Below are 18487 nucleotides of genomic sequence, written 5' to 3'. Positions count from 1 at the left end.
TCGGTCACGCGCTCAGGGCTGCTGTTGATTAATTTCTACTGCTATCTGCTGATGACCATCCCAGGGCGTGATCGCACTCAGACCCGACCAGTCCCCCGTCCGGGGGTTGGCGCTGCCGTCGCGCGAAATTCGCGCCCGGACCTGGATCTGATGCTGCGCCGACAGCAGGCGATCCGGCATCATGGCATTGCTGTCATCCAGCGTCAGCGATAACGGGAAGTGGCTGAGCGGCATGCGCTTCACGGCTACCGGCACCGGCGAGACACCATCAGACACAGAAATATACAACACTCCGCCTTGCGGTAACATTTTTTCTGCCTGCGGCGTCAGGCTGATAGTCAGCGCCAGCTGGCTGCTCTGCTGCCCGGCGGCGGTTTTAGCCTGTTCAATGCTGCGGGCAATCATGGCACGCCGCTCATCACTGGCCGGTAACAGCGTCAGCAGCGTTTGCCAGGCATCAATAGCCTGATCGTACTGCTGTTGCTCAAAGGCATTGAACGCCAGCAGGCCCAGAGTACGCAGGTTGTGACCATCAGCTTTAAGCAATTCGTGCAGCAGCAGCGCCGCCTGGCGGTTATCCTGCGGATCGCTGGAGCGAGTCAGCACTTCGGCGTAATCCTGCTTCAGCCCGGTATCATTGGGCGCTAACTGCAGGGCCCGTTCAAACGCCTGGCTGGCAACGCTGGCGTTATTCAGCACCATGCCGAGCCGGCCCAGCATGGTCCAGTCGTTAAGATTATCCGGTTCCGACTGCAGTGCGCTGCGCAGCCCAAGCTGCAACCGTGCCAGCTCTTCCATACTCAGCGGTTTGGCTGCCGGGTCCATTAACCGCGCCCGCAAGTCAGGATACGCTTGCTCTACCTGCTTCCAGCCGATCAGCTGCGTCAGACCGCCGACTTTCAGATAAGTCCCCAGCGACACCACCAGCAGCAGAATCAGTCCCGGCACTAATATCCAGCGGCTGCTGCTGTGCGGCTGCAGCGCAGTGGCGGGCGGGATATCGGCCAGCAGCGTCTGTTGCAGTTCCCGCTCCATCACCGGCCGCTCCGCCACCACGCCCTGCTCTTCGTCCTGCGCCAGCTCGCTCAGCCGCTGATGATAGAAGCGCTGATTGAGACGATCGCGATCGCCCGCGCTGGTCTGACGTTGCCGCCAGCCCGCGGCCAGGAACAGAGCACAGGCCGCCAGTAATAACAGTAAAAGGGTGATCCAAAATGCACTCATTACGGCTTCCTGTCTGACTTGAGTAGCGCATCAAGACGCTGTTGTTCATCTTCGTCCAGCTCACTGCGGGTTTTGCGCTGGCGACTGCGCAGCACGATAACTGCGCCGCCCAGCAGCACGAACAGCGCCGGTCCAACCCACAAAATCAGCGTTGATGGCGTCACGGGCGGCTGGTAAGTGACGAAGTTGCCGTAGCGCGCCACCATGTAATCGATGATTTGCTGGCGATCCTGGCCCTGCTTCATCAGCTGATAGACCTTGAGACGCATATCCGCCGCAATCATCGCGTTCGAGTCGGCGATGCTGTTGTTCTGGCATTTCGGACAGCGCAGCGAAGCGGTCAGATCGCGGTACTGTTCTTCCTGCGCTACCGAATCGAACTGCAGGGTATCGATAGTGGCCCACAGGCTGAAGCTGAACAGCAGACCGCAGGCCAGCAGTAACAGACGCCTCATGCTCCGGCCTCCTTACTGTATTTGATCCACAACGGCTTCACTTCCTGCTGCCAGACACGCTCATTCAGATCGCCGGCATGGCGATAGCGAATGATGCCTTTGCCATCGATCAGGAAGGTTTCCGGCGCGCCGTAAACCCCCAGATCCAGCCCGAGCATGCCGTTGCCGTCATACAGGCTGAGCGCATAGGGGTTACCCAGCGTATTCAGCCAGCTGACCGCTTTGTTACGATCGTCTTTGTAGTTCAGTCCCACCACCCGAATGCCCTGCTCCGCCAGGCTATTCAGGTAGTGATGTTCAGCGCGGCAGGTCGGGCACCAGGTGGCCCAGACGTTCAGCAGAATCGGCTTGCCGTCGGTCAGCACCTGCTGATCGTAAACTTTACCCGGCTGGTCCAGCGCTTCCAGCCGGAACAGCGGCACCGGTTTGCCGATCAGTGCCGACTCCAGCCGGGTCGGATCGTCGCCCTCGGCATTGCGTGACAGCTGCCACAGCAGCGCCGCCGCCAGCAGCAGAAACAGCACCAGCGGAATAAACAGGATTTTCTTATTCATGCCAGCTCCTCAGGTGTCGCTTTTTTGCGGGCGCGATAACGGGGATCGCACAGGCAGAACAGGCCACCCAGCGCCATTAACAGACCGCCGAACCAGATCCAGCGCACAAAGGGTTTGTAATAGATCCGCACGGCCCAGCCACCATCATCCAGCTCTTCGCCTAACGCCGCGTAGAGATCGCGACTGAAGCCGCCGTCAATCGCCGCCTCGGTCATCATGGTGCGCGCGGCGGTGTAGAAACGCTTTTCAGCCTGCAGCATCGCTTCCGGTTTACCGTTGCGCGTGACTTCAATCAGGCCCGCGCCACCGCTGTAGTTCGGACCCTGAAGGTTCTGGACGCCACGAAAAACAAAGTGATAGTGGTGAATGTCCACACTGTCACCCGCCTTCATGCGCACATCGCGTTCGACGCTGTACTGGGTGCTGAAGGCGATGCCTATCACTGTGACGCCGACGCCAAGATGGCCCAGCACCATGCCCCAGTGGCTGCGCGAAAGATGGCGCAGTCCGCTAAAGAAGCGGTGCCGATGAGTGGCGCGCTCATGCAGTTCCAGCAGCGTCAGCACAATGATCCACAGCGACATCAGCAGACCGACCACGGTCATGGCAGCAATACGATCCTGCAACCACCAGGGGATCAGGATTGAGCCCGCCAGCGTCACGATCAGCGCCAGCGCCAGCCGTTTCGCCAGCTTTTGTGGCTGGTCACGACGCCAGCGCACCAGCGGCCCGATCCCCAGCAGCAAGGCAAACGGCGCCATCAGCCAGCTGAACATGGTATTGAAGAATGGCTCGCCCACCGAGATGCTGCCCAGTCCCAGCTGCTTATGCACCAGCGGCAGCAGCGTGCCGAGCAGCACCACCAGCATGGCGGCAATCAGCAGTACGTTGTTGCTGAGCAGGAAGGATTCGCGTGACCAGGTTTCATTTTGTACCCGGCTCCGCACCTGACCGCCCTTAATCGCATACAGCAGCAGCGAGCTGCCAATCACAATCACCAGGAAGGCGAGGATAAACATGCCGCGCGCCGGATCGGACGCAAAAGAGTGAACCGAAACCAGCACACCGGAACGAACCAGGAAGGTGCCGAGCAGGCTGAGCGAGAACGCGGTAATGGCCAGCAACACCGTCCAGGCCTTAAAGGTGCCGCGCTTTTCGGTGACCGCCAGCGAGTGCATTAACGCCGTGCCCGCCAGCCACGGCATAAACGAGGCATTTTCCACCGGGTCCCAGAACCACCAGCCGCCCCAGCCGAGTTCGTAATAGGCCCAGGCTGAACCGAGCACGATACCAATGGTGAGAAATACCCAGGCCGCGGTAGTCCAGGGACGCGACCAGCGCGCCCAGGCGGTATCAAGCCGTCCGGCCATTAAGGAGGCAATAGCAAACGCGAACGCCACCGAGAAACCGACATAACCCATATAGAGCAGCGGCGGATGGAAGATCAGGCCGATATCCTGCAGCATCGGATTCAGGTCGTGACCATCAATCGGGAAGTCGGGCAAGGTCCGGCTGAACGGATTGGAGGTCAGCAGGATAAACAGCAGGAAACCGAGGTTGATCATTCCCATCACCGCCAGCACGCGGGCCAGCGCATCCTGAGGCATGCCGCGACTGAAGATCGCCACCGCCACCGTCCAGCTACTGAGCAGCAGCACCCACAGCAGCAGTGAACCTTCATGAGCGCCCCAGGTGGCAGCGATGCGGTAATAGACCGGCAGCAGACTGTTGGAGTTGGTGGCGACGTAGCTGACGGTAAAATCGTTGGCGATGAACGCCCAGACCAGCAGCAAAAATGCCGCGGCAATCAGCACAAACAGGCCAGCGGCCAGCGGACGCGCCATTGCCATCAGGCGCGCATCCTGGCGCACTGCGCCCCACAGCGGATAGGTGCTGAGCAGCAGCGAAATACCCAGTGCCAGACAGAGCAGAAAGGTTCCGATTTCCGGCATCATGATGACTGTTTTCCTGGCTGATACAGCGACTGCGGGCCGTTGTGATTTTTCTTCATCGCGTCTTCAATCTCCGGCGGCGTATATTTTTCATCGTGCTTCGCCAGCACCTCTTTGGCAGTAATCCGGTTGCCCGACTCCAGCACCCCTTGTGCCACTACGCCCTGCCCTTCGCGGAACAGGTCCGGCAAAATCCCTTCAAAACTGACGCTGACGACACCATTGGCATCGTAAAGTTTGAATGAGACGGCCAGCGTGTTGGGATCGCGTTTGACGCTGCCCGGCATCACCATGCCACCAACCCGCAACCGTTGACCCGGCTCCGGTATCTCATGCGCCTCGCCTTTGCCGTAGAGAATTTCACTCGGGGTATAAAACAGGTCGATGTTCGAGCGCAGCGCATACATCACCAGCGCGGTAGCCAGGCTGAGGCCGATCAGAATCGCTAGCACGGCATACAGACGATTACGTCGACGGATATTCACAGGCTTTCTCCTGCCGCATCAGCAGCGGCTTGTTTACTCTTCGCAGTGCGGATGCGGCGTTCGCGCGCCTCACGCTGGCGAATCTGCGCCAGCAGACGACGGCGTGTCAGCAGGGTGTGTATGACCAGACCGATCAGCGGGATCAGGGTGCAGGCGACCGCCAGCCAGACATAGAAGGCGTAACCGCCCATGACGAAGAAGGCGTGCCACGAGGAAAAGGCCGGCGTCATGCTTTCTCTCCCTTATTCGCTACGCTGATGGCCCAGGGGCGATGGCGTTCGGTTAATAAAATCAGATTACGTAACCGCATCAGGGTCAGGGTGATAAACAGCAGCAGATAACCGAGAATCGCCCAGCGCAGCGGCGTACGCATCACCGGCGCGATCGCCTGTTGCAGTATGCCGGAGGAGCCCTGATGCAGAGTGTTCCACCACTGAACCGAGTAGTGAATGATCGGCAGATTCACCACGCCCACCAGAATCAGGATACCGGCGGCACGTCCGGCGGTGCGACGATCGTCAAAGGCGTGGTAGAGCGCAATAACACCCATATAGAGGAACAGCAGCACCAGCTCAGAGGTGAGGCGCGCATCCCAGATCCACCAGGTGCCCCACATCGGTTTCCCCCACGCCGAGCCCGTAACCAGCGCGATAAAGGTAAACACCGCGCCCACCGGCGCCATTGCCGCAGAGACCAGGTCGGCCATCTTCAGCTGCCACACCAGCCCGCAAAATGCCGCGATGGCCATTGACGCGTAGATGCCCATCGACCACATGGCGGCCGGAACGTGGATATAGATAATGCGGAAACTGTCGCCCTGCTGATAATCAGCCGGTGCGTAACCAAATCCCCAGATCCAACCCAACAGCAGCGCTGCCAGGCCGGTCACGGCGAACCAGGGCACCAGACGACCAGAGAGTTGGTAGAGCCGGTCGGGTTTAGCCAGCTGATGTAACGCTTTCCACATAGCAAGTGCTCACATTTACGGTTAATAGTTATTGGGCGCTGCGCCGCCGTGACGGACTCATTGCAGCGTGATCCGAAGCGCCGCCGCGGTCGCAAACGGGGAGAGCGTTGCGCTGACCAGCAGCATAGCCCCGAGGATCGCCAGATAGCCACCTATCGGTAACCCCTGGCTGGCAGCCTCAATGGCCGCACTGGCGAAAATCAGCACCGGAATCGCCAGCGGCAGCACCAGCAGGCTCAGCAGCACGCCGCCGCGCCGTAATCCCACCGTTAATCCAACGCCGATGGCGCCGAGAAAGCTCAGGGTCGGCGTGCCGATCAGCAGCGTTAACGCCATCGCCCACCAGCCATTAAAATCGAGCGATAACAGCAGTGCCGCCAGCGGCGACAGGACAATCAGCGGTAATCCGGTGACCAGCCAGTGCGCAATCACTTTGCCCACTACCGTGACCGGCAGCGGCGTCGGCTGCAGCAACAGTTGCTCCAGTGAGCCGTCGATAAAATCATCGCGAAACAACCGCTCAAGCGCCAGCAGCGAGGCCAGCAGTGCGGCGACCCAGGCGACACCCGGCGCAATACGCGCCAGCTGTTGCGGATCGGGCCCGATACCCAGCGGAAACAGGGTGATGACGATCAGGAAAAACCACAGCGGGTTAACCACATCGGCCCCGCCGCGAAAGGCAATGCGCAATTCACGCTGAATAAGACGAAACAGCATCAGATTGACTCCGCCGCGCTGAGGCGAATTTTACGCACGCGCCCTGCAGGATCGGGCAGATCCTGATGGGTCGTCACGATCACCGCCCCGCCGTTATCGGCATGCTGAGCAAATTTCATCATTAATTTTTCGATGCCCGTTTTGTCGATGGCGGTCAGCGGCTCATCCAGAATCCATAGGGTGGCGCGACTGAGCCATAAACGTGCCAGCGCGACCCGACGCTGCTGGCCGGCAGAGAGTTGCGCCACCGGCACCTCTTCATAACCGAGCAGATCCACACTTTCCAGCGCGGCAAAAATCTGCGCGTCTTCGCAGTCGCGGTGATAAAAACGCAGATTTTCTAATGGGGAGAGCACCGCCTTCACGCCGGGATGATGCCCCAGGTAAAGCAGTGAAGCGTGCCACTGTTCACGCTGCTGCGCGATCGGACGATCGTGCCAGCGTATCTCGCCCTGCTCTGGCCGGCTTAATCCCGCCACTAAACGCAACAGCGATGTCTTACCGGCACCATTTGGCCCTTCAAACTGCACAATGTCGCCAGCATGAACGCTGAAAGAGAGCTGATGAAACAGCGTTCGTTCATCGCGTACACAAGAGAGCGTAATGATTTCCAACATGAAGGGGGGATCGCACCAGCTAAAAGAAGGCCAGGATAATACCATAATGTTGCTGTGGGCCGAAGTTTGCCGCGCCGTTCAGAGTGGCCTTCAGGAGGCGATAAGTGCGGTGTGCCGTGGTGGTCGCTTAAAAATGCAGCCACGAAAAAGCTTGTTACGCTTATTCATATCCCTCGTTACATTATCGGCAAATAAAAAGCAGCTACGCTTATTACGCCACAGCACTATCACCAGGAGAAAATATGAAGCCTTCATCAGGTAACCAACAGGATCACAATGACGTTGAAAGTGATGAAAAGGACGAGGGTAAAGAAATAGAGGTCGACGAGGAGGCGCTACCTTCGCGTGCTGCAGCCATACATGAAGAGATTCGTCAGGATGGGGAGAAAGAGCTGGAACGCGACGGTATGGCTCTGCTCTGGTCAGCCATTGCAGCCGGCTTATCGATGGGCGCTTCACTGATGGCGAAAGGGATATTTCAGGTTTATCTTGAGGGCGTGCCAGGGGCCTTTTTACTGGAAAATCTCGGTTATACCTTTGGGTTTGTGATTGTCATTATGGCGCGCCAGCAGCTGTTTACCGAGAACACCGTTACCGCGGTATTGCCGGTGATGCACAAGCCGACCTGGGGCAATGTCGGCCTGCTGCTGCGTTTATGGGGCTTCGTGCTGCTGGGCAATCTGATTGGCACCGCGCTGGCAGCGCTGGCCTTTAATGAGATGCCGATCTTTGATGATGCAACCCGCCAGGCGTTTACTGACATCAGCATGAAAGTGATGGAAAACACGCCAGGCGAGATGTTTGCCAACGCGGTGATTTCCGGCTGGATTATTGCCACTATGGTCTGGATGTTCCCCTCTGCCGGCGGAGCCAAACTGGTGGTGATTGTGATGATGACCTGGCTGGTGGCGCTGGGCGATCTGGCGCACATCGTTGTAGGGTCGGTCGAGGTGCTTTACCTGGTCTTTAATGGCAGCATTCCCTGGCATCAGTTCCTCTGGCCCTTCGCCCTGCCCACGCTGTTAGGTAATATCACCGGCGGTACCCTGATTTTTGCCCTGATCAGCCATGCGCAGATCCGCAACGATATGAGCGAGGCGGCGGTCGCCAAAGCCAAAGCCGACCAGAAAAAGCAGGAGAAACGTCGCGAGCGCGAACAACAGGAAGAGTAATTAAAGGAGGAAGATGGCGATGCGGCGTGGGCTGGTCCAACACCGCTCGCCCTCTTCCCCCGCTTCACCCATTAATTCGCATCACGTCATATTCGCCATAACTGCCGTAACTGCCATAACTGCCATAACTGCCATAACTGCCTTAAAGTGAATGACGCATTCGCTTCAGCGATTATTTACTCCCCGCCAAAAATAATCTGCACAGCGTGAATAAAGAATTATTTGCAATCACCAGGCTGCAATCGTAAATTAAATTATCCCTCTGTCAATAAACGTCATTCTCCGTCGGGACCGCATTCTCATTTTGGAATGCATGTTAATAAAGCCAGCCTCCAATCACACAAAAACACCCTTAAATTAACGCAAGATTCCATTTGAAGATGGATATCGAAATAAATGGATATTTTCCTAACGCATTTTTTGTTAGATTTACTACTAACAGGAAAACGGTAAAGAGTAGTGTTACTTTGTCACCCCGCCTTATAAAAGAGAGTTTATAAACACCAGAGCTGCGCAACGCAGTAAATTTAAAACAACCTATTTAAATTAAACAATCAGTTCACATAATAATATTTATTTCAGCATCACCTTTAGCATTACTATGCCGCCTGTTATTAACACACAAAATCAGACAAGGGTATTAATCCAGCGTCGCCACACCATAAGTAACGTCAACACGGAAAATATACGCCGGTTACGTTACGCATAATAAGGATTATAACATGAAAAAAATAATGTTTAATAAAGTCACCGCAGGACTCGCCCTGTTAATGACCTGTCAGGTTGCTTTGGCCGCAACCACCGAAAGCGTTGGCGGCGGAACCATCACCTTTTACGGTTCAGTCACTGATGCAACCTGTAATGTCACCACCAACAGCGGCAGCGATTTCGCCGTTGATTTAAACCCGGTGACCAGCAGCGATATGGGTACCGCTGTGGGCGTGGTGTCGACTAATGCTAAACCGTTTACGCTGAATGTCGATGGCTGCGCCGGTTTTGATAGCACCAGTGCAGCGGCGCAAACACTGAAAATCACCTTCTCAGGCGGTAACGTGTCGGAAGACAATACCTACCTGAAAAACAGTACCGGCACCGCCAGCGGCGTAGGAATCGGTATTACCAAAGATGGTAGCCAGCTGGTCGCACTTAATAGCGCACTCGATACCGGTCTGAGCACCTCTTCCACTGACGGAACGACCTATGACGTCTCCCCAAGTGGAGCACTGAACTACTTTGCCAACTACTACAACTACGGTGGTGCGGCAGTGAAACCCGGTTCTGTTGTGACCACCGCGACCTATACCTTCAATTACGATTAATCGATCTGCGGTTAATTGTTAAATCCGGATAATTTAACCCGACAAGGATGTCAAAAATGAGATCAGAAAATGAAACGCGTTTATTTAGGCACATTACTGTTTACTCTTTCCTGCGTCGCAAGCGCCAGTGTGGTTATGAACAACACGCGCGTCATCTATAACAGCGATAAAAAAAGCGTCAACGTCCAGCTGGTCAATAAATCAGCCGAAGCTCACCTGGTTCAGGCATGGATAGATAATGGCAATCCTGATGCGAAACCCGAAGATCTCAGATTACCGCTGGCCGTCGTGCCTTCAGTGGTTCGCATCAGCGCGAATGATGGTCAGATCCTGACCGTCGTTAAAAACAATCTTGCCGGTTCACTGCCAGCCGATCGTGAAAGCCTTTTCTGGCTCAATTTCATTGATATTCCCCCTAATCCCAAAGACAAAAGCGGCAGCTATATCCAGTTCGCCGTGCGTAATCGGGTGAAAGTTTTTTACCGGCCGGCCAATCTGAAAGCTGACATTAATAAACTGCAGAGTTACCTGTCGCTGGTTAAGCAGAATAATGGCGCCTGCATTAAAAATGATTCGCCCTATTACGTGACCGTCGCCGGATTAAGCCATGTTAAAAATGGCAGCAAAAAGGATAATTTCCTGCAGTCCACTGTTTTAGCAAAACCGCTAAGCTGCACACCTCTTCCCCATTCAGCGGCTTTATCAAAACAGGCGCAGGTTTATCTGACCTTTATCGATGACTTCGGCACACTCAGAACGGTTGATATTAAACGCTAATGAAAAGCCAATTGACGTTTTTGAAGACAATGCTCATTTTTATCGGTGTCGCCGTGTGCCTGCGCAGCTATGCCAATGAAGAGTTCAACCAGGGCTTTATGTTGGGCAGCGCCTCCAATGAAGCGTGGTCTGAAGAGAAGAATACCATTGCCCCGGGTATTTATAGCGTCGACATTTACGTCAATAAAGAGTGGAAAGGCAAACATCAGTTAAAGGTTGAAGGGAAAAATAGTTTTCTGATTTCCGCCAATGCACTGGCCGCGTTAGATATAAAAACGGATAAAACTAAACCGGCAGTGCAAAAAGAGGCGCTCAGTCAGGAATGGATCGCCCTGAATGAGATCGTCGGAAAGGATGAAGTCAATTTTCGTCAGAATATTTTTCAGCTGGATATTACCGTGCCGCAGGCGCGTATTATTTCTCATGACCGTAACTGGATGCCGCCAGAGCTATGGGATAAAGGCATCCCCGGCATATTTACCAACTATAATGCTATCTACTCTGCCGGAAACTACAGTAACGGCAATAATCAGTCGAACCTCTACCTGACACTGAACAGCGGGCTGAACGTTGCCGACTGGCATTTCCGTGATAACACCTATTATTATCGTAATGAAACCTACTCACGCTGGGTTAACCGCTCCCGCTACCTTGAAAAGTCATTGCCGGCAATCAGTTCAACGGTAAAAGCAGGCGATGACTACACCAGTTCATCCTGGTTCGACAGCGTTAAATTTCGCGGCGTCAGCCTGACGAAAGAGCTGGCCATGCTGCCCGACAGCTACCGGACCTATATGCCCGTCGTCAGCGGCATTGCAGACAGCAATGCGACAGTTAAAGTCCTGCAGGACGACAAAATCATTTTCCAGCAAAGCGTTCCCGCCGGACCCTTTGAGTTTTCTGAGCTGATGCCTACCGGCTCCCGTTCGGATCTTTACCTGGTCATTGAAAATGCAGACGGCAGTAAAACCACGACCATTATTCCTTACTCCTCCTCGGGTAATTTGCTGCGAAGCGGCTCATCGGACTGGGTGATGTATGCGGGTAAATTCAGCAGCGATGCGCTGTTTAAACAACGCGATTTTATCCAGGCGGAATATTCCAGAGGTGTCCGGAACAACCTGACACTGGTGACCGGTGCCATTGCCAGCGAGAATTATCAGTCCGGCCTGATAGGTAGCGGCCTGCTTGTGCCGTGGCTGGGCACGCTGACCACCAGTTATCAATATACTCAGGCCACTCTCAACCCGGAAAAACGCCAGGGCGATAAAGTCAGGGTCGCGTTAAATAAACATTTTCCAACCAAAACCTCCGTTACGGTTGGCGCGACGCACAGCGATAAAAACTTCACTACCCTGAGTCAGTCCGATTCTGCCGCGGAGTTTATCAGCGATCAGATTGGCTACCGTGCCCAGGAAAAAAACAGCCTGAACCTGACGCTTGATCAGCGCCTTCCGGCGGGTTATGGCAATCTCAATGCCGGACTCTATGCGGTGGGTTACTGGAATACGTCGAAGGTTTCCCGTCAGTTTAGTCTGGGATGGAGTAACAGTTACAATCAGATATCCTGGTCCGTTAATGCCGGTAAAAGAATTTATACCAATGCTGAAATTTACGCGGAAAACCGGCGTAAGGCGGTCTACCGCGATGAGCAATATGCCACTTTATCGCTGAGCATTCCGTGGAGCCTGTTTAACCACAACGGCACGGTCAGTGCATCTACCAGCGTGCAGGGAAGCCAGACCAGCGCGTCACTCGGCTGGAATGAAAAAGTCTCTGACGCTTTAAGATATAACCTGTTGGTTAATCATCGGAACAATGAGGGTGCCTCTTCCAGCGGGTATGTCTCTTATGCGTCACCCTGGTCCACCTTCACCGGTAACGTCACCCAGGGAGAGCATTATACCCAGTATGGTGCCGGTGCTTCTGGCTCGTTGCTGTTGTCGCAGCATGGCTTACTGGCCTCACCGCAAACCGGAAATCATTTTGTGATTATTGATGCACCGGGTGTGGCTGGCGCGAAAGTGAATGGTAATGCGACCCTTTATACCAATAAACAGGGGAAGGCGCTGGTGCCCTACGCTACGCCGTGGCGTAAAAATACCTTTTACCTCAATTCAGATTCATCCAGTGACATTCAGGGCAATATTAAAAAAATCGCGCCATGGAAAGGCAGTATTTCCTATGTGAAGTATGCGACCGATACCCGGCAAACATTTTCCCTGCATGCCCATTATGCCGATGGAAAACCACTGACGTTTGGTGCCTCTCTGTTTAACAAAAAAGATGAGGAACTCGGCTATGTGGCACAGGGCGGCCTGGTCTATGTCAAAGCGGATAGCTTACCCGATTACATTATGGTCCGGATGGACAACCAGCCGTCCTGCATTATTAAAAACGCCGTGCTTACCGGAGAAAACCTATGCGTAAATTTATAAAAATTCTTTCCACGGCGATAATGCTGCTGACCGGACTGAGCCTGTTTTCAGTTAACCAGGCATTAGCCTATTGTGATGCGTCGAATTTATCTACTGGCAAGAGCGCGGTAGCCACTTCAACCGTTAACGATATTGAACTTGCAACGATGCTGTCACTGACCAGTAGCCACTCAACCACTAACAGCTCAAATTTCTCCGGATTTAAACTGACCTGCGTCACCGGTGGGGAGATGCTCTATTATCGCAACGGCCTTGAGGGTGGCTATACGGTAAAATTTGTGACTGGCGATCAGGAAACCTATATTAGATTCACCGCCTCTATTCCTGCCTCAAGCAAAGAGTTTGGCGCTTTTATCACTCAGGATTATGCCTCGAGTGAGTTTGATACTGATATCACCATCAACGCTGAAGTCGTCGATGGCACGGCGTATGACATTGCTACCACAACCGGAAAAATTGAAATTCCGGTGCTCTATTTTATTTCATCAAACGGCAGCAATGCCTACCCGACAGCGAGTGCATTGCGGGGACTGGTTTCTTCTAAAGCTGCCGCGGCGACAAGTTCCTACTCCGATTTAAAAGGATTTGCCTCCTTTGACGTTACCTTCGTCCCGGTCAGTACCACCTGCAATATTCAGAATCAGCAGTTCTCACTGCCCTCGACGACGCTGTTCACTATCAAGTCAGGCGACGCTTCGGATACGCGCTTTACCATTCCGCTCTCCTGTAGCGGCAGCATCAACAGTAAGGCGACCAAAACCTTTAATCTCAGGGCTTACAGCAACGATCTTGTAGATAACGCGAAGTTTATTGTCAGAAATGCTTCTTCCACATCGACAGGCATCGGATTCCAGCTGTTTAACGATATCGCTGATCCTCTGAAATTCAGTAGCGGCTACGATTCCGCCTCCACTTCTCTGGCATCGTTAACGAAAAATAAAGATCTGGTGGGATCGCTGACCTCTTTTGATATTGGCGCCAGATACAAAATCTACGATGCCGCCAACGCGACGCCCGGAACGGTGGTAGGAACCATCATTATTTATATGGAGTATGAATAAGAGACGGGCAGAAACCGGATGCTGGCACAGCTCAGCGCTACACAAAATGAGGGTGGTGGCGGCACGGATTTCACGCAAAGCTGGCACCGGTGAAGCGGGGGAAAGCGGTAATGTTGGGGAGAGAACCGCTAAACTGCTGGCGGAATGAACAAACGCACGGCGTTGTAGTGAATCTTTGCCGCTTTCTACGTTATACTGCGCGCCGTCGTCCTCTTAGTTAAATGGATATAACGAGCCCCTCCTAAGGGCTAGTTGCAGGTTCGATTCCTGCAGGGGACACCAGCACGCCGCATCCTTGCTACCTGCCCCAAACCCCTCGTTAATTCGCGCGCCGTACCGAGTACGACAACGTTTAAACCTTGCCGCCGTGAAAACAAACCTTCAGCTCTGCTCCACCGGTTCCGGCAGTGGCGATATCTTCTTAGCTGAATGTGATAAGACGTTTGCCCATCACAGATAAACTGACTCACCGGAAGCGCATCTCCGCAAAAGCAGTAACTTTCTCGTCAGATATGCCTGCCCTAATCAGCTGTAAACTGACTTCTCCATCAACGTAATAGCGGCTGGGGTATCGTGATCGTCTCTGCGCGCGGCTACACTATTACAGCAACGCTGTACAACGAGGATGGTTCGCTACTCACCCGCTTTATCAAAACGAGGACCCAAGGCGTGAAAAAGAAAATTACTCTGCCCCAGTTTGGTCAGGAGGCTGATGCAGAGGTATTCGGCAATAAAATTACGGTGCGCTATGAAGGGAATGAATCGTTTCCCAGAGGCCTCAAACTCAATGAACAATATTATGTCGTTATTGATGGTGTGGAAAAAACCATGATGCTGGTTCGCAAGCCGATGGGCTCCTGGCAGTTTACCATTCAGTAACGGCCTGACGGGTAAAACGACCTCGCTCCGGCGAGGTTTTTTATTATCTGACTGCCTTTAACCTCACAGCCGCCAGCCGCTGAGAGCGATGCCAGATTATCGCAGTTTGCGGTTAAGCGTTTCTTGTGCGGTGAACGCCGCTATTCAATCCGCGCTGGGCGCTTCGCCTGACGAAAAGCCGAGGGCGTCACGCCATGTACCTGACGAAAACGGTGGCTGAAGTGGCTGGAAGAGTGAAAACCGCAGTGCAGAGCAATTTCTGTCAGCGTCAGGCCCGGCTGCGCCAGTAATAACTGCGCTCGTAGCATACGGCGACGCATCACGAACTGGTGTGGCGCTTCGCCCACGGTGTGACGAAACATACGGGCAAAATGAAACTCACTCAGTGCCGCTTCGCACGCAAGATCGGCCAGCGTTAACGGCTGATCGAGATGCGCATCAATAAAGTCGAGCACCCGACGTAATACCACCGGTGCCAGAACGCCGCGCACCTGAGGGAGCTGCCACTGTACTTCGCTATATTGCTGCAGCAGATGGGTCAGCAATAAGGTTGATGCGCTGCTGAGCGTCAGCTGGCTGGCAGGTTGTTGCCAGTCGCAGCTCAGCAGAAAGTGGCGATAAAGCTGAGTAATCCGCGGATCGGCTGAGAAGATTTTTTCATGCAGATTTAACTGCGCCGGGCTGCGATCCCAGACCTGTTCAGCCAGATGCCGCAGTTGCGTTTCGCTGCAGTAAAGATGCACAAAGGCCAAATCGGCACGCAAATCCCACGTCGATTCAATGCCCGCGGGCATCAGACAGAAACGATCCGGCGCCCCGCCATTACGCCAGCCGTGGGCAGTTTTATGCCAGGTATCGTAGCCCCCTTCGACATAGAGACTCAGCGTGTGGTGATCGCTGAGCGTCGTCACGCGATCGCCACTGTTGAACCAGGCCGCCAGTTGCAGGCCGCTGTGCAACTGCACCCGATCGCGCAGTTGCGCTTTATGGCGTTGCAGAGTTTCAAACGTCTGGTAAGTGCGCATCATGATGTCAGGGTCAGTGAACAGAGGGCCAGTTTACGGCTCCGGCGGCGGCGAGAACAGGCCGCCGCGCCCTGGCGACTCAAAAATGCGCAAGATTTTGCAAATCTCACGCAGCCTGATGCAAGACACCATCGCCAGCTGGCCGCAGACTGGTGTGCTTTAGGGAAAAAGGACGCGACCATGAACCTGTTTTTATATCTCTCTGTTGTTCTGATCTGGGGCACTACCTGGATCGCCATCTATGCGCAACAATCGGCAGGCATCACCGCCGTGACCGTGGCGGTATTCTGGCGCTTTTTACTGGCCTCGCTGGTGATGCTGTTGCTGCTGAAAGCGGTGAAACGGCTGCATCGCTTAAACCTGCGCGATCATCTGTTTTGCCTGCTGCAGGGTGGCTGCGTGTTCGGCTTCAACTTTGTCTGCTTCTACTACGCCTCCGGTTATATCAGCAGCGGTCTGGAGTCAGTAATTTTCTCGATGGCGGTGATGTATAACGCCGTCAATAGCTGGATTTTCTTCGGCCAGCGCCCTTCTCCACGTCTGATTCCGGCGATAGTGCTGGGTATGGCCGGTATTGTGGCGCTGTTCTGGCACGACCTGCGTCACACTCAGGCCTCCAGCGAATTGATGTGGGGAATCGGGCTGAGCGCGCTCGGCACGCTGGGCTTTTCGTTCGGTAATATGATTAGCCTGCGTCATCAGCGACAGCAACGTGATGTCCTGACTACCAACAGTTACGGCATGTTGTATGGCGCGCTGCTGATGGCGCTGGTGTCACTGCTGCAGGGCGTGTCGCTTGAGCCTGCCTGGAATGGACAATGGCTGGGCGCATTGAGCTATCTGGCAATCGTCGGGTCGGTGCTGGGCTTTGGCGCTTATTTTACGCTGGTGGGTCGCATCGGATCGAGCCGGGCTGCCTACACAACAGTGCTGTTTCCGCTGGTTGCGCTGGCGTTGTCTACCCGCTATGAAGGTTACGAATGGCATGTCAGCGCCATCCCTGGCCTTGTCATGATTTTGCTGGGCAACCTGGTGATGTTTGCCCGCTGGCCGGCAAGCCGTCGCCGCGCTATCGTCTGACGTGGAGGCGGGTTGCGGCCCGCTTCCGGATGAGCATCATGCCCATTGCTGCTGCTGTTGAATAAGTTTTTGTGGTTGATTAATTGCCTTACGGGCAATCCAGTAGAGCAGAACACGCTCATCGTCACTATCACGATCGGCCATCGACAATAATTTAAGCGCAAGCGTCGATTTGGTCACAGGCTGTTGTTCTGCACTCAGTTCAATCACTGCCTGACCGATAATGCAGCAAACCTCATCCTCACTGGTAATGGATTCATATGTCCGGTCTTTCATATTTCCTCCTGATAAGTGAACCCTTAGCCTGGCAAAAAATCTGCAAAGTTGCTGGTGAAATCGCCTGCCTGAAACATTATCTTACGGCTAATTACGCTTAATCATTAAGCTGCCGCTTTGGTTACTTCCTCCCGCTGCCGTTCATACCTGGTTAATGGCATTTCATGCCGTCCCCGCTTCCGTTCATGCCGTTACCCATCACGCACGCGTAAGGCTGCCCTATTCTGAGCGTAATTTCCGGATTCCCGGACGGGAGAGACAAAATGAACCAGACTCAACAGGCTACTTACCAGCGTACCCGCTGGCTCACACTGATCGGAACGGTCATTACTCAGTTCGCGCTGGGTTCGGTCTACACATGGAGTTTATTCAACGGCCAGCTGTCGCAAAAACTGGATGCGTCGATCAGTCAGGTCGCCTTCTCATTTGGCCTGTTAAGTTTAGGGCTGGCAATTGCCTCGTCGCTGGCGGGAAAACTGCAGGAGCGGTTTGGCGTTCGCCGTGTGACTATCGGCGCAGGCCTGCTGATGGCTTCAGGCTTCTGGCTGACCGCCCATGCCGATAACCTGATGATGCTCTATTTCAGCGCGGGTTTGTTGGTGGGTCTGGCAGATGGTGCCGGATACCTGATGACACTCTCAAACTGCGTGAAGTGGTTCCCGGAGCGTAAAGGGATGATCTCGGCCTGTGCGATTGGGGCTTACGGCCTTGGTAGCCTGGGCTTTAAATTTATCTGCGGCGCGCTGCTTAGCCGGTTTGGTCTGGAACAGACGTTTATCATCTGGGGTCTGCTGGCCATGTCGATGATCGTGCTGGGCGCGCTGCTGATGCGTGATGCGCCACTGCAAAGCGCAGCCAGCACCAGCCAGCAGCAGGCGCGTGATTACACGCTGGCCCAATCAGTACGTCTGCCACAATACTGGATGCTGGCGCTGATGTTTCTGACGGCCTGCATGAGCGGTTTATATGTGATTGGTGTCGCCAAGGATATCGGCGAAGGTCTGGTGCATCTCTCCACCCAGACTGCCGCCAACGCGGTGACGGTTATTGCCATTGCTAACCTTAGCGGCCGTCTGGTGCTGGGCGTGCTCTCGGATAAGATGATGCGTATTCGGGTGATTTCGCTGGCGCAGGTTGTTTCACTGGCGGGAATGAGCGTGCTGCTGTTTACCCATATGAATGAAACCACTTTCTTCCTGTCGTTAGCCTGCATCGCCTTCAGCTTCGGCGGTACCATCACCGTGTTCCCTTCACTGGTCAGTGACTTCTTCGGCCTTAACAACCTGACTAAAAATTACGGGCTGCTCTATCTCGGCTTTGGTATCGGTAGCGTGATGGGTTCACTGGTGGCTTCCTTGTTTGGCGGCTTTACCGTCACCTTCAGTCTGATTATGACTCTGCTGGTGATCTCCCTGTTGCTGTCACTGACCATCCGTTTGCCGAATCAGCCGGTGGCCGGTAAACCGGTGTTGCAACGCCATTAATCTTC

Annotated in this window: 19 protein-coding genes and 1 tRNA gene; 9 read left to right on the top strand and 11 right to left on the bottom strand. The window is 54.4% G+C overall.

Going from position 1 to position 18487, the window contains the following annotated elements:
* Positions 1-12 precede the first annotated feature (12 nt).
* From ccmI to ccmA, 9 genes are read right to left on the bottom strand one after another with little or no spacing between them, the layout of a single operon-like run.
* On the bottom strand, positions 13-1224 hold the full coding sequence (gene ccmI / locus LZU96_RS06180) for a c-type cytochrome biogenesis protein CcmI (RefSeq protein ID WP_233987492.1): 1212 nt from the start codon (positions 1222-1224) through the stop codon (positions 13-15).
* Positions 1224-1679, bottom strand: a complete 456-nt coding sequence (locus LZU96_RS06175) for a cytochrome c-type biogenesis protein (RefSeq protein ID WP_233987491.1) — start codon at positions 1677-1679, stop codon at positions 1224-1226. Before LZU96_RS06175 ends, ccmI begins: the two co-directional genes overlap by 1 nt.
* Complete coding sequence (locus LZU96_RS06170) at positions 1676-2233, bottom strand: DsbE family thiol:disulfide interchange protein (RefSeq protein ID WP_233987490.1); 558 nt, start codon at positions 2231-2233, stop codon at positions 1676-1678. Before LZU96_RS06170 ends, LZU96_RS06175 begins: the two co-directional genes overlap by 4 nt.
* The gene (locus tag LZU96_RS06165) at positions 2230-4188 is read right to left on the bottom strand and encodes a heme lyase CcmF/NrfE family subunit (protein ID WP_233987489.1); all 1959 of its coding nucleotides are present in this window, start codon (positions 4186-4188) and stop codon (positions 2230-2232) included. The genes LZU96_RS06170 and LZU96_RS06165 overlap by 4 nt, the downstream gene beginning before the upstream one ends.
* Entirely contained in the window at positions 4185-4670 is a 486-nt protein-coding gene (ccmE, locus tag LZU96_RS06160; RefSeq protein ID WP_233987488.1) for a cytochrome c maturation protein CcmE, read from the bottom strand. The genes LZU96_RS06165 and ccmE overlap by 4 nt, the downstream gene beginning before the upstream one ends.
* The gene (ccmD, locus tag LZU96_RS06155; protein WP_233987487.1) at positions 4667-4900 is read right to left on the bottom strand and encodes a heme exporter protein CcmD; all 234 of its coding nucleotides are present in this window, start codon (positions 4898-4900) and stop codon (positions 4667-4669) included. The genes ccmE and ccmD overlap by 4 nt, the downstream gene beginning before the upstream one ends.
* Positions 4897-5637, bottom strand: a complete 741-nt coding sequence (locus LZU96_RS06150) for a heme ABC transporter permease (protein WP_094121021.1) — start codon at positions 5635-5637, stop codon at positions 4897-4899. The genes ccmD and LZU96_RS06150 overlap by 4 nt, the downstream gene beginning before the upstream one ends.
* 57 nt (positions 5638-5694) lie before the next feature.
* A complete protein-coding gene (ccmB, locus tag LZU96_RS06145) occupies positions 5695-6354 on the bottom strand; it encodes a heme exporter protein CcmB (protein WP_233987486.1) in 660 nt (219 codons plus the stop codon).
* Positions 6354-6971, bottom strand: a complete 618-nt coding sequence (gene ccmA / locus LZU96_RS06140; protein ID WP_233987485.1) for a cytochrome c biogenesis heme-transporting ATPase CcmA — start codon at positions 6969-6971, stop codon at positions 6354-6356. Before ccmA ends, ccmB begins: the two co-directional genes overlap by 1 nt.
* A 242-nt stretch (positions 6972-7213) precedes the next feature.
* Here ccmA and LZU96_RS06135 point away from each other — a divergent pair, with 242 nt between their 5' ends.
* The 7 genes from LZU96_RS06135 to LZU96_RS06105 all read left to right on the top strand — a co-directional run bounded on the left by LZU96_RS06135 (position 7214) and on the right by LZU96_RS06105 (position 14617).
* Positions 7214-8143 carry a formate/nitrite transporter family protein gene (locus LZU96_RS06135; protein ID WP_233987484.1) on the top strand — a complete coding sequence of 310 codons (930 nt, stop codon included), beginning with the start codon at positions 7214-7216 and terminating at the stop codon, positions 8141-8143.
* Between the two features lie 722 nt (positions 8144-8865).
* Positions 8866-9462: a fimbrial protein gene (locus tag LZU96_RS06130; protein WP_233987483.1), complete on the top strand. Its 597-nt coding sequence runs from the start codon at positions 8866-8868 to the stop codon at positions 9460-9462.
* A gap of 69 nt (positions 9463-9531) precedes the next feature.
* On the top strand, positions 9532-10239 hold the full coding sequence (locus tag LZU96_RS06125; protein WP_233987482.1) for a molecular chaperone: 708 nt from the start codon (positions 9532-9534) through the stop codon (positions 10237-10239).
* 29 nt (positions 10240-10268) lie between these two features.
* Positions 10269-12677 (top strand): fimbria/pilus outer membrane usher protein, encoded by a 2409-nt coding sequence (locus LZU96_RS06120; RefSeq protein ID WP_233987481.1) that lies wholly within the window; start codon positions 10269-10271, stop codon positions 12675-12677.
* The gene (locus tag LZU96_RS06115) at positions 12662-13738 is read left to right on the top strand and encodes a fimbrial protein (RefSeq protein WP_233987480.1); all 1077 of its coding nucleotides are present in this window, start codon (positions 12662-12664) and stop codon (positions 13736-13738) included. The genes LZU96_RS06120 and LZU96_RS06115 overlap by 16 nt, the downstream gene beginning before the upstream one ends.
* A 207-nt stretch (positions 13739-13945) precedes the next feature.
* Positions 13946-14020: transfer RNA gene (locus LZU96_RS06110), tRNA-Arg, on the top strand.
* Positions 14021-14311: 291 nt separating this feature from the next.
* Positions 14312-14617, top strand: coding sequence for a hypothetical protein (locus tag LZU96_RS06105; RefSeq protein WP_233987479.1), 306 nt, complete (start codon positions 14312-14314; stop codon positions 14615-14617).
* 140 nt (positions 14618-14757) lie between these two features.
* Here the strand turns inward: LZU96_RS06105 and LZU96_RS06100 are convergent, their stop codons facing one another.
* The gene (locus tag LZU96_RS06100; protein ID WP_233988138.1) at positions 14758-15642 is read right to left on the bottom strand and encodes a helix-turn-helix domain-containing protein; all 885 of its coding nucleotides are present in this window, start codon (positions 15640-15642) and stop codon (positions 14758-14760) included.
* Between the two features lie 180 nt (positions 15643-15822).
* Between LZU96_RS06100 and LZU96_RS06095 the strand changes: the two genes are divergently transcribed.
* Positions 15823-16722, top strand: coding sequence for a DMT family transporter (locus LZU96_RS06095; protein WP_233987478.1), 900 nt, complete (start codon positions 15823-15825; stop codon positions 16720-16722).
* Between the two features lie 36 nt (positions 16723-16758).
* Here LZU96_RS06095 and LZU96_RS06090 read toward each other — a convergent pair whose 3' ends face one another.
* A complete protein-coding gene (locus LZU96_RS06090; protein ID WP_233987477.1) occupies positions 16759-16998 on the bottom strand; it encodes a hypothetical protein in 240 nt (79 codons plus the stop codon).
* 263 nt (positions 16999-17261) lie between these two features.
* Between LZU96_RS06090 and LZU96_RS06085 the strand changes: the two genes are divergently transcribed.
* Positions 17262-18482: an MFS transporter gene (locus tag LZU96_RS06085; RefSeq protein WP_233987476.1), complete on the top strand. Its 1221-nt coding sequence runs from the start codon at positions 17262-17264 to the stop codon at positions 18480-18482.
* Positions 18483-18487: the final 5 nt, after the last annotated feature.

The sequence above is a fragment of the Pantoea agglomerans genome (assembly GCF_021397715.1).
Lineage (GTDB): Bacteria > Pseudomonadota > Gammaproteobacteria > Enterobacterales > Enterobacteriaceae > Pantoea > Pantoea astica.
This window is presented reverse-complemented; position numbering and strand designations above follow the sequence as displayed.

Coding starts and splice junctions, on each gene's coding strand:
- LZU96_RS06175 (WP_233987491.1), bottom strand. CDS start 1,679: ATGAGGCGTCTGTTACTGCTGGCCTGCGGTCTGCTGTTCAGCTTCAGC.
- ccmD (WP_233987487.1), bottom strand. CDS start 4,900: ATGACGCCGGCCTTTTCCTCGTGGCACGCCTTCTTCGTCATGGGCGGT.
- LZU96_RS06090 (WP_233987477.1), bottom strand. CDS start 16,998: ATGAAAGACCGGACATATGAATCCATTACCAGTGAGGATGAGGTTTGC.
- LZU96_RS06130 (WP_233987483.1), top strand. CDS start 8,866: ATGAAAAAAATAATGTTTAATAAAGTCACCGCAGGACTCGCCCTGTTA.
- LZU96_RS06165 (WP_233987489.1), bottom strand. CDS start 4,188: ATGATGCCGGAAATCGGAACCTTTCTGCTCTGTCTGGCACTGGGTATT.
- ccmI (WP_233987492.1), bottom strand. CDS start 1,224: ATGAGTGCATTTTGGATCACCCTTTTACTGTTATTACTGGCGGCCTGT.
- LZU96_RS06085 (WP_233987476.1), top strand. CDS start 17,262: ATGAACCAGACTCAACAGGCTACTTACCAGCGTACCCGCTGGCTCACA.
- ccmA (WP_233987485.1), bottom strand. CDS start 6,971: ATGTTGGAAATCATTACGCTCTCTTGTGTACGCGATGAACGAACGCTG.
- LZU96_RS06120 (WP_233987481.1), top strand. CDS start 10,269: ATGCTCATTTTTATCGGTGTCGCCGTGTGCCTGCGCAGCTATGCCAAT.
- LZU96_RS06100 (WP_233988138.1), bottom strand. CDS start 15,642: ATGCGCACTTACCAGACGTTTGAAACTCTGCAACGCCATAAAGCGCAA.
- LZU96_RS06135 (WP_233987484.1), top strand. CDS start 7,214: ATGAAGCCTTCATCAGGTAACCAACAGGATCACAATGACGTTGAAAGT.
- LZU96_RS06125 (WP_233987482.1), top strand. CDS start 9,532: ATGAAACGCGTTTATTTAGGCACATTACTGTTTACTCTTTCCTGCGTC.
- LZU96_RS06115 (WP_233987480.1), top strand. CDS start 12,662: ATGCGTAAATTTATAAAAATTCTTTCCACGGCGATAATGCTGCTGACC.
- LZU96_RS06150 (WP_094121021.1), bottom strand. CDS start 5,637: ATGTGGAAAGCGTTACATCAGCTGGCTAAACCCGACCGGCTCTACCAA.
- LZU96_RS06095 (WP_233987478.1), top strand. CDS start 15,823: ATGAACCTGTTTTTATATCTCTCTGTTGTTCTGATCTGGGGCACTACC.
- LZU96_RS06170 (WP_233987490.1), bottom strand. CDS start 2,233: ATGAATAAGAAAATCCTGTTTATTCCGCTGGTGCTGTTTCTGCTGCTG.
- ccmB (WP_233987486.1), bottom strand. CDS start 6,354: ATGCTGTTTCGTCTTATTCAGCGTGAATTGCGCATTGCCTTTCGCGGC.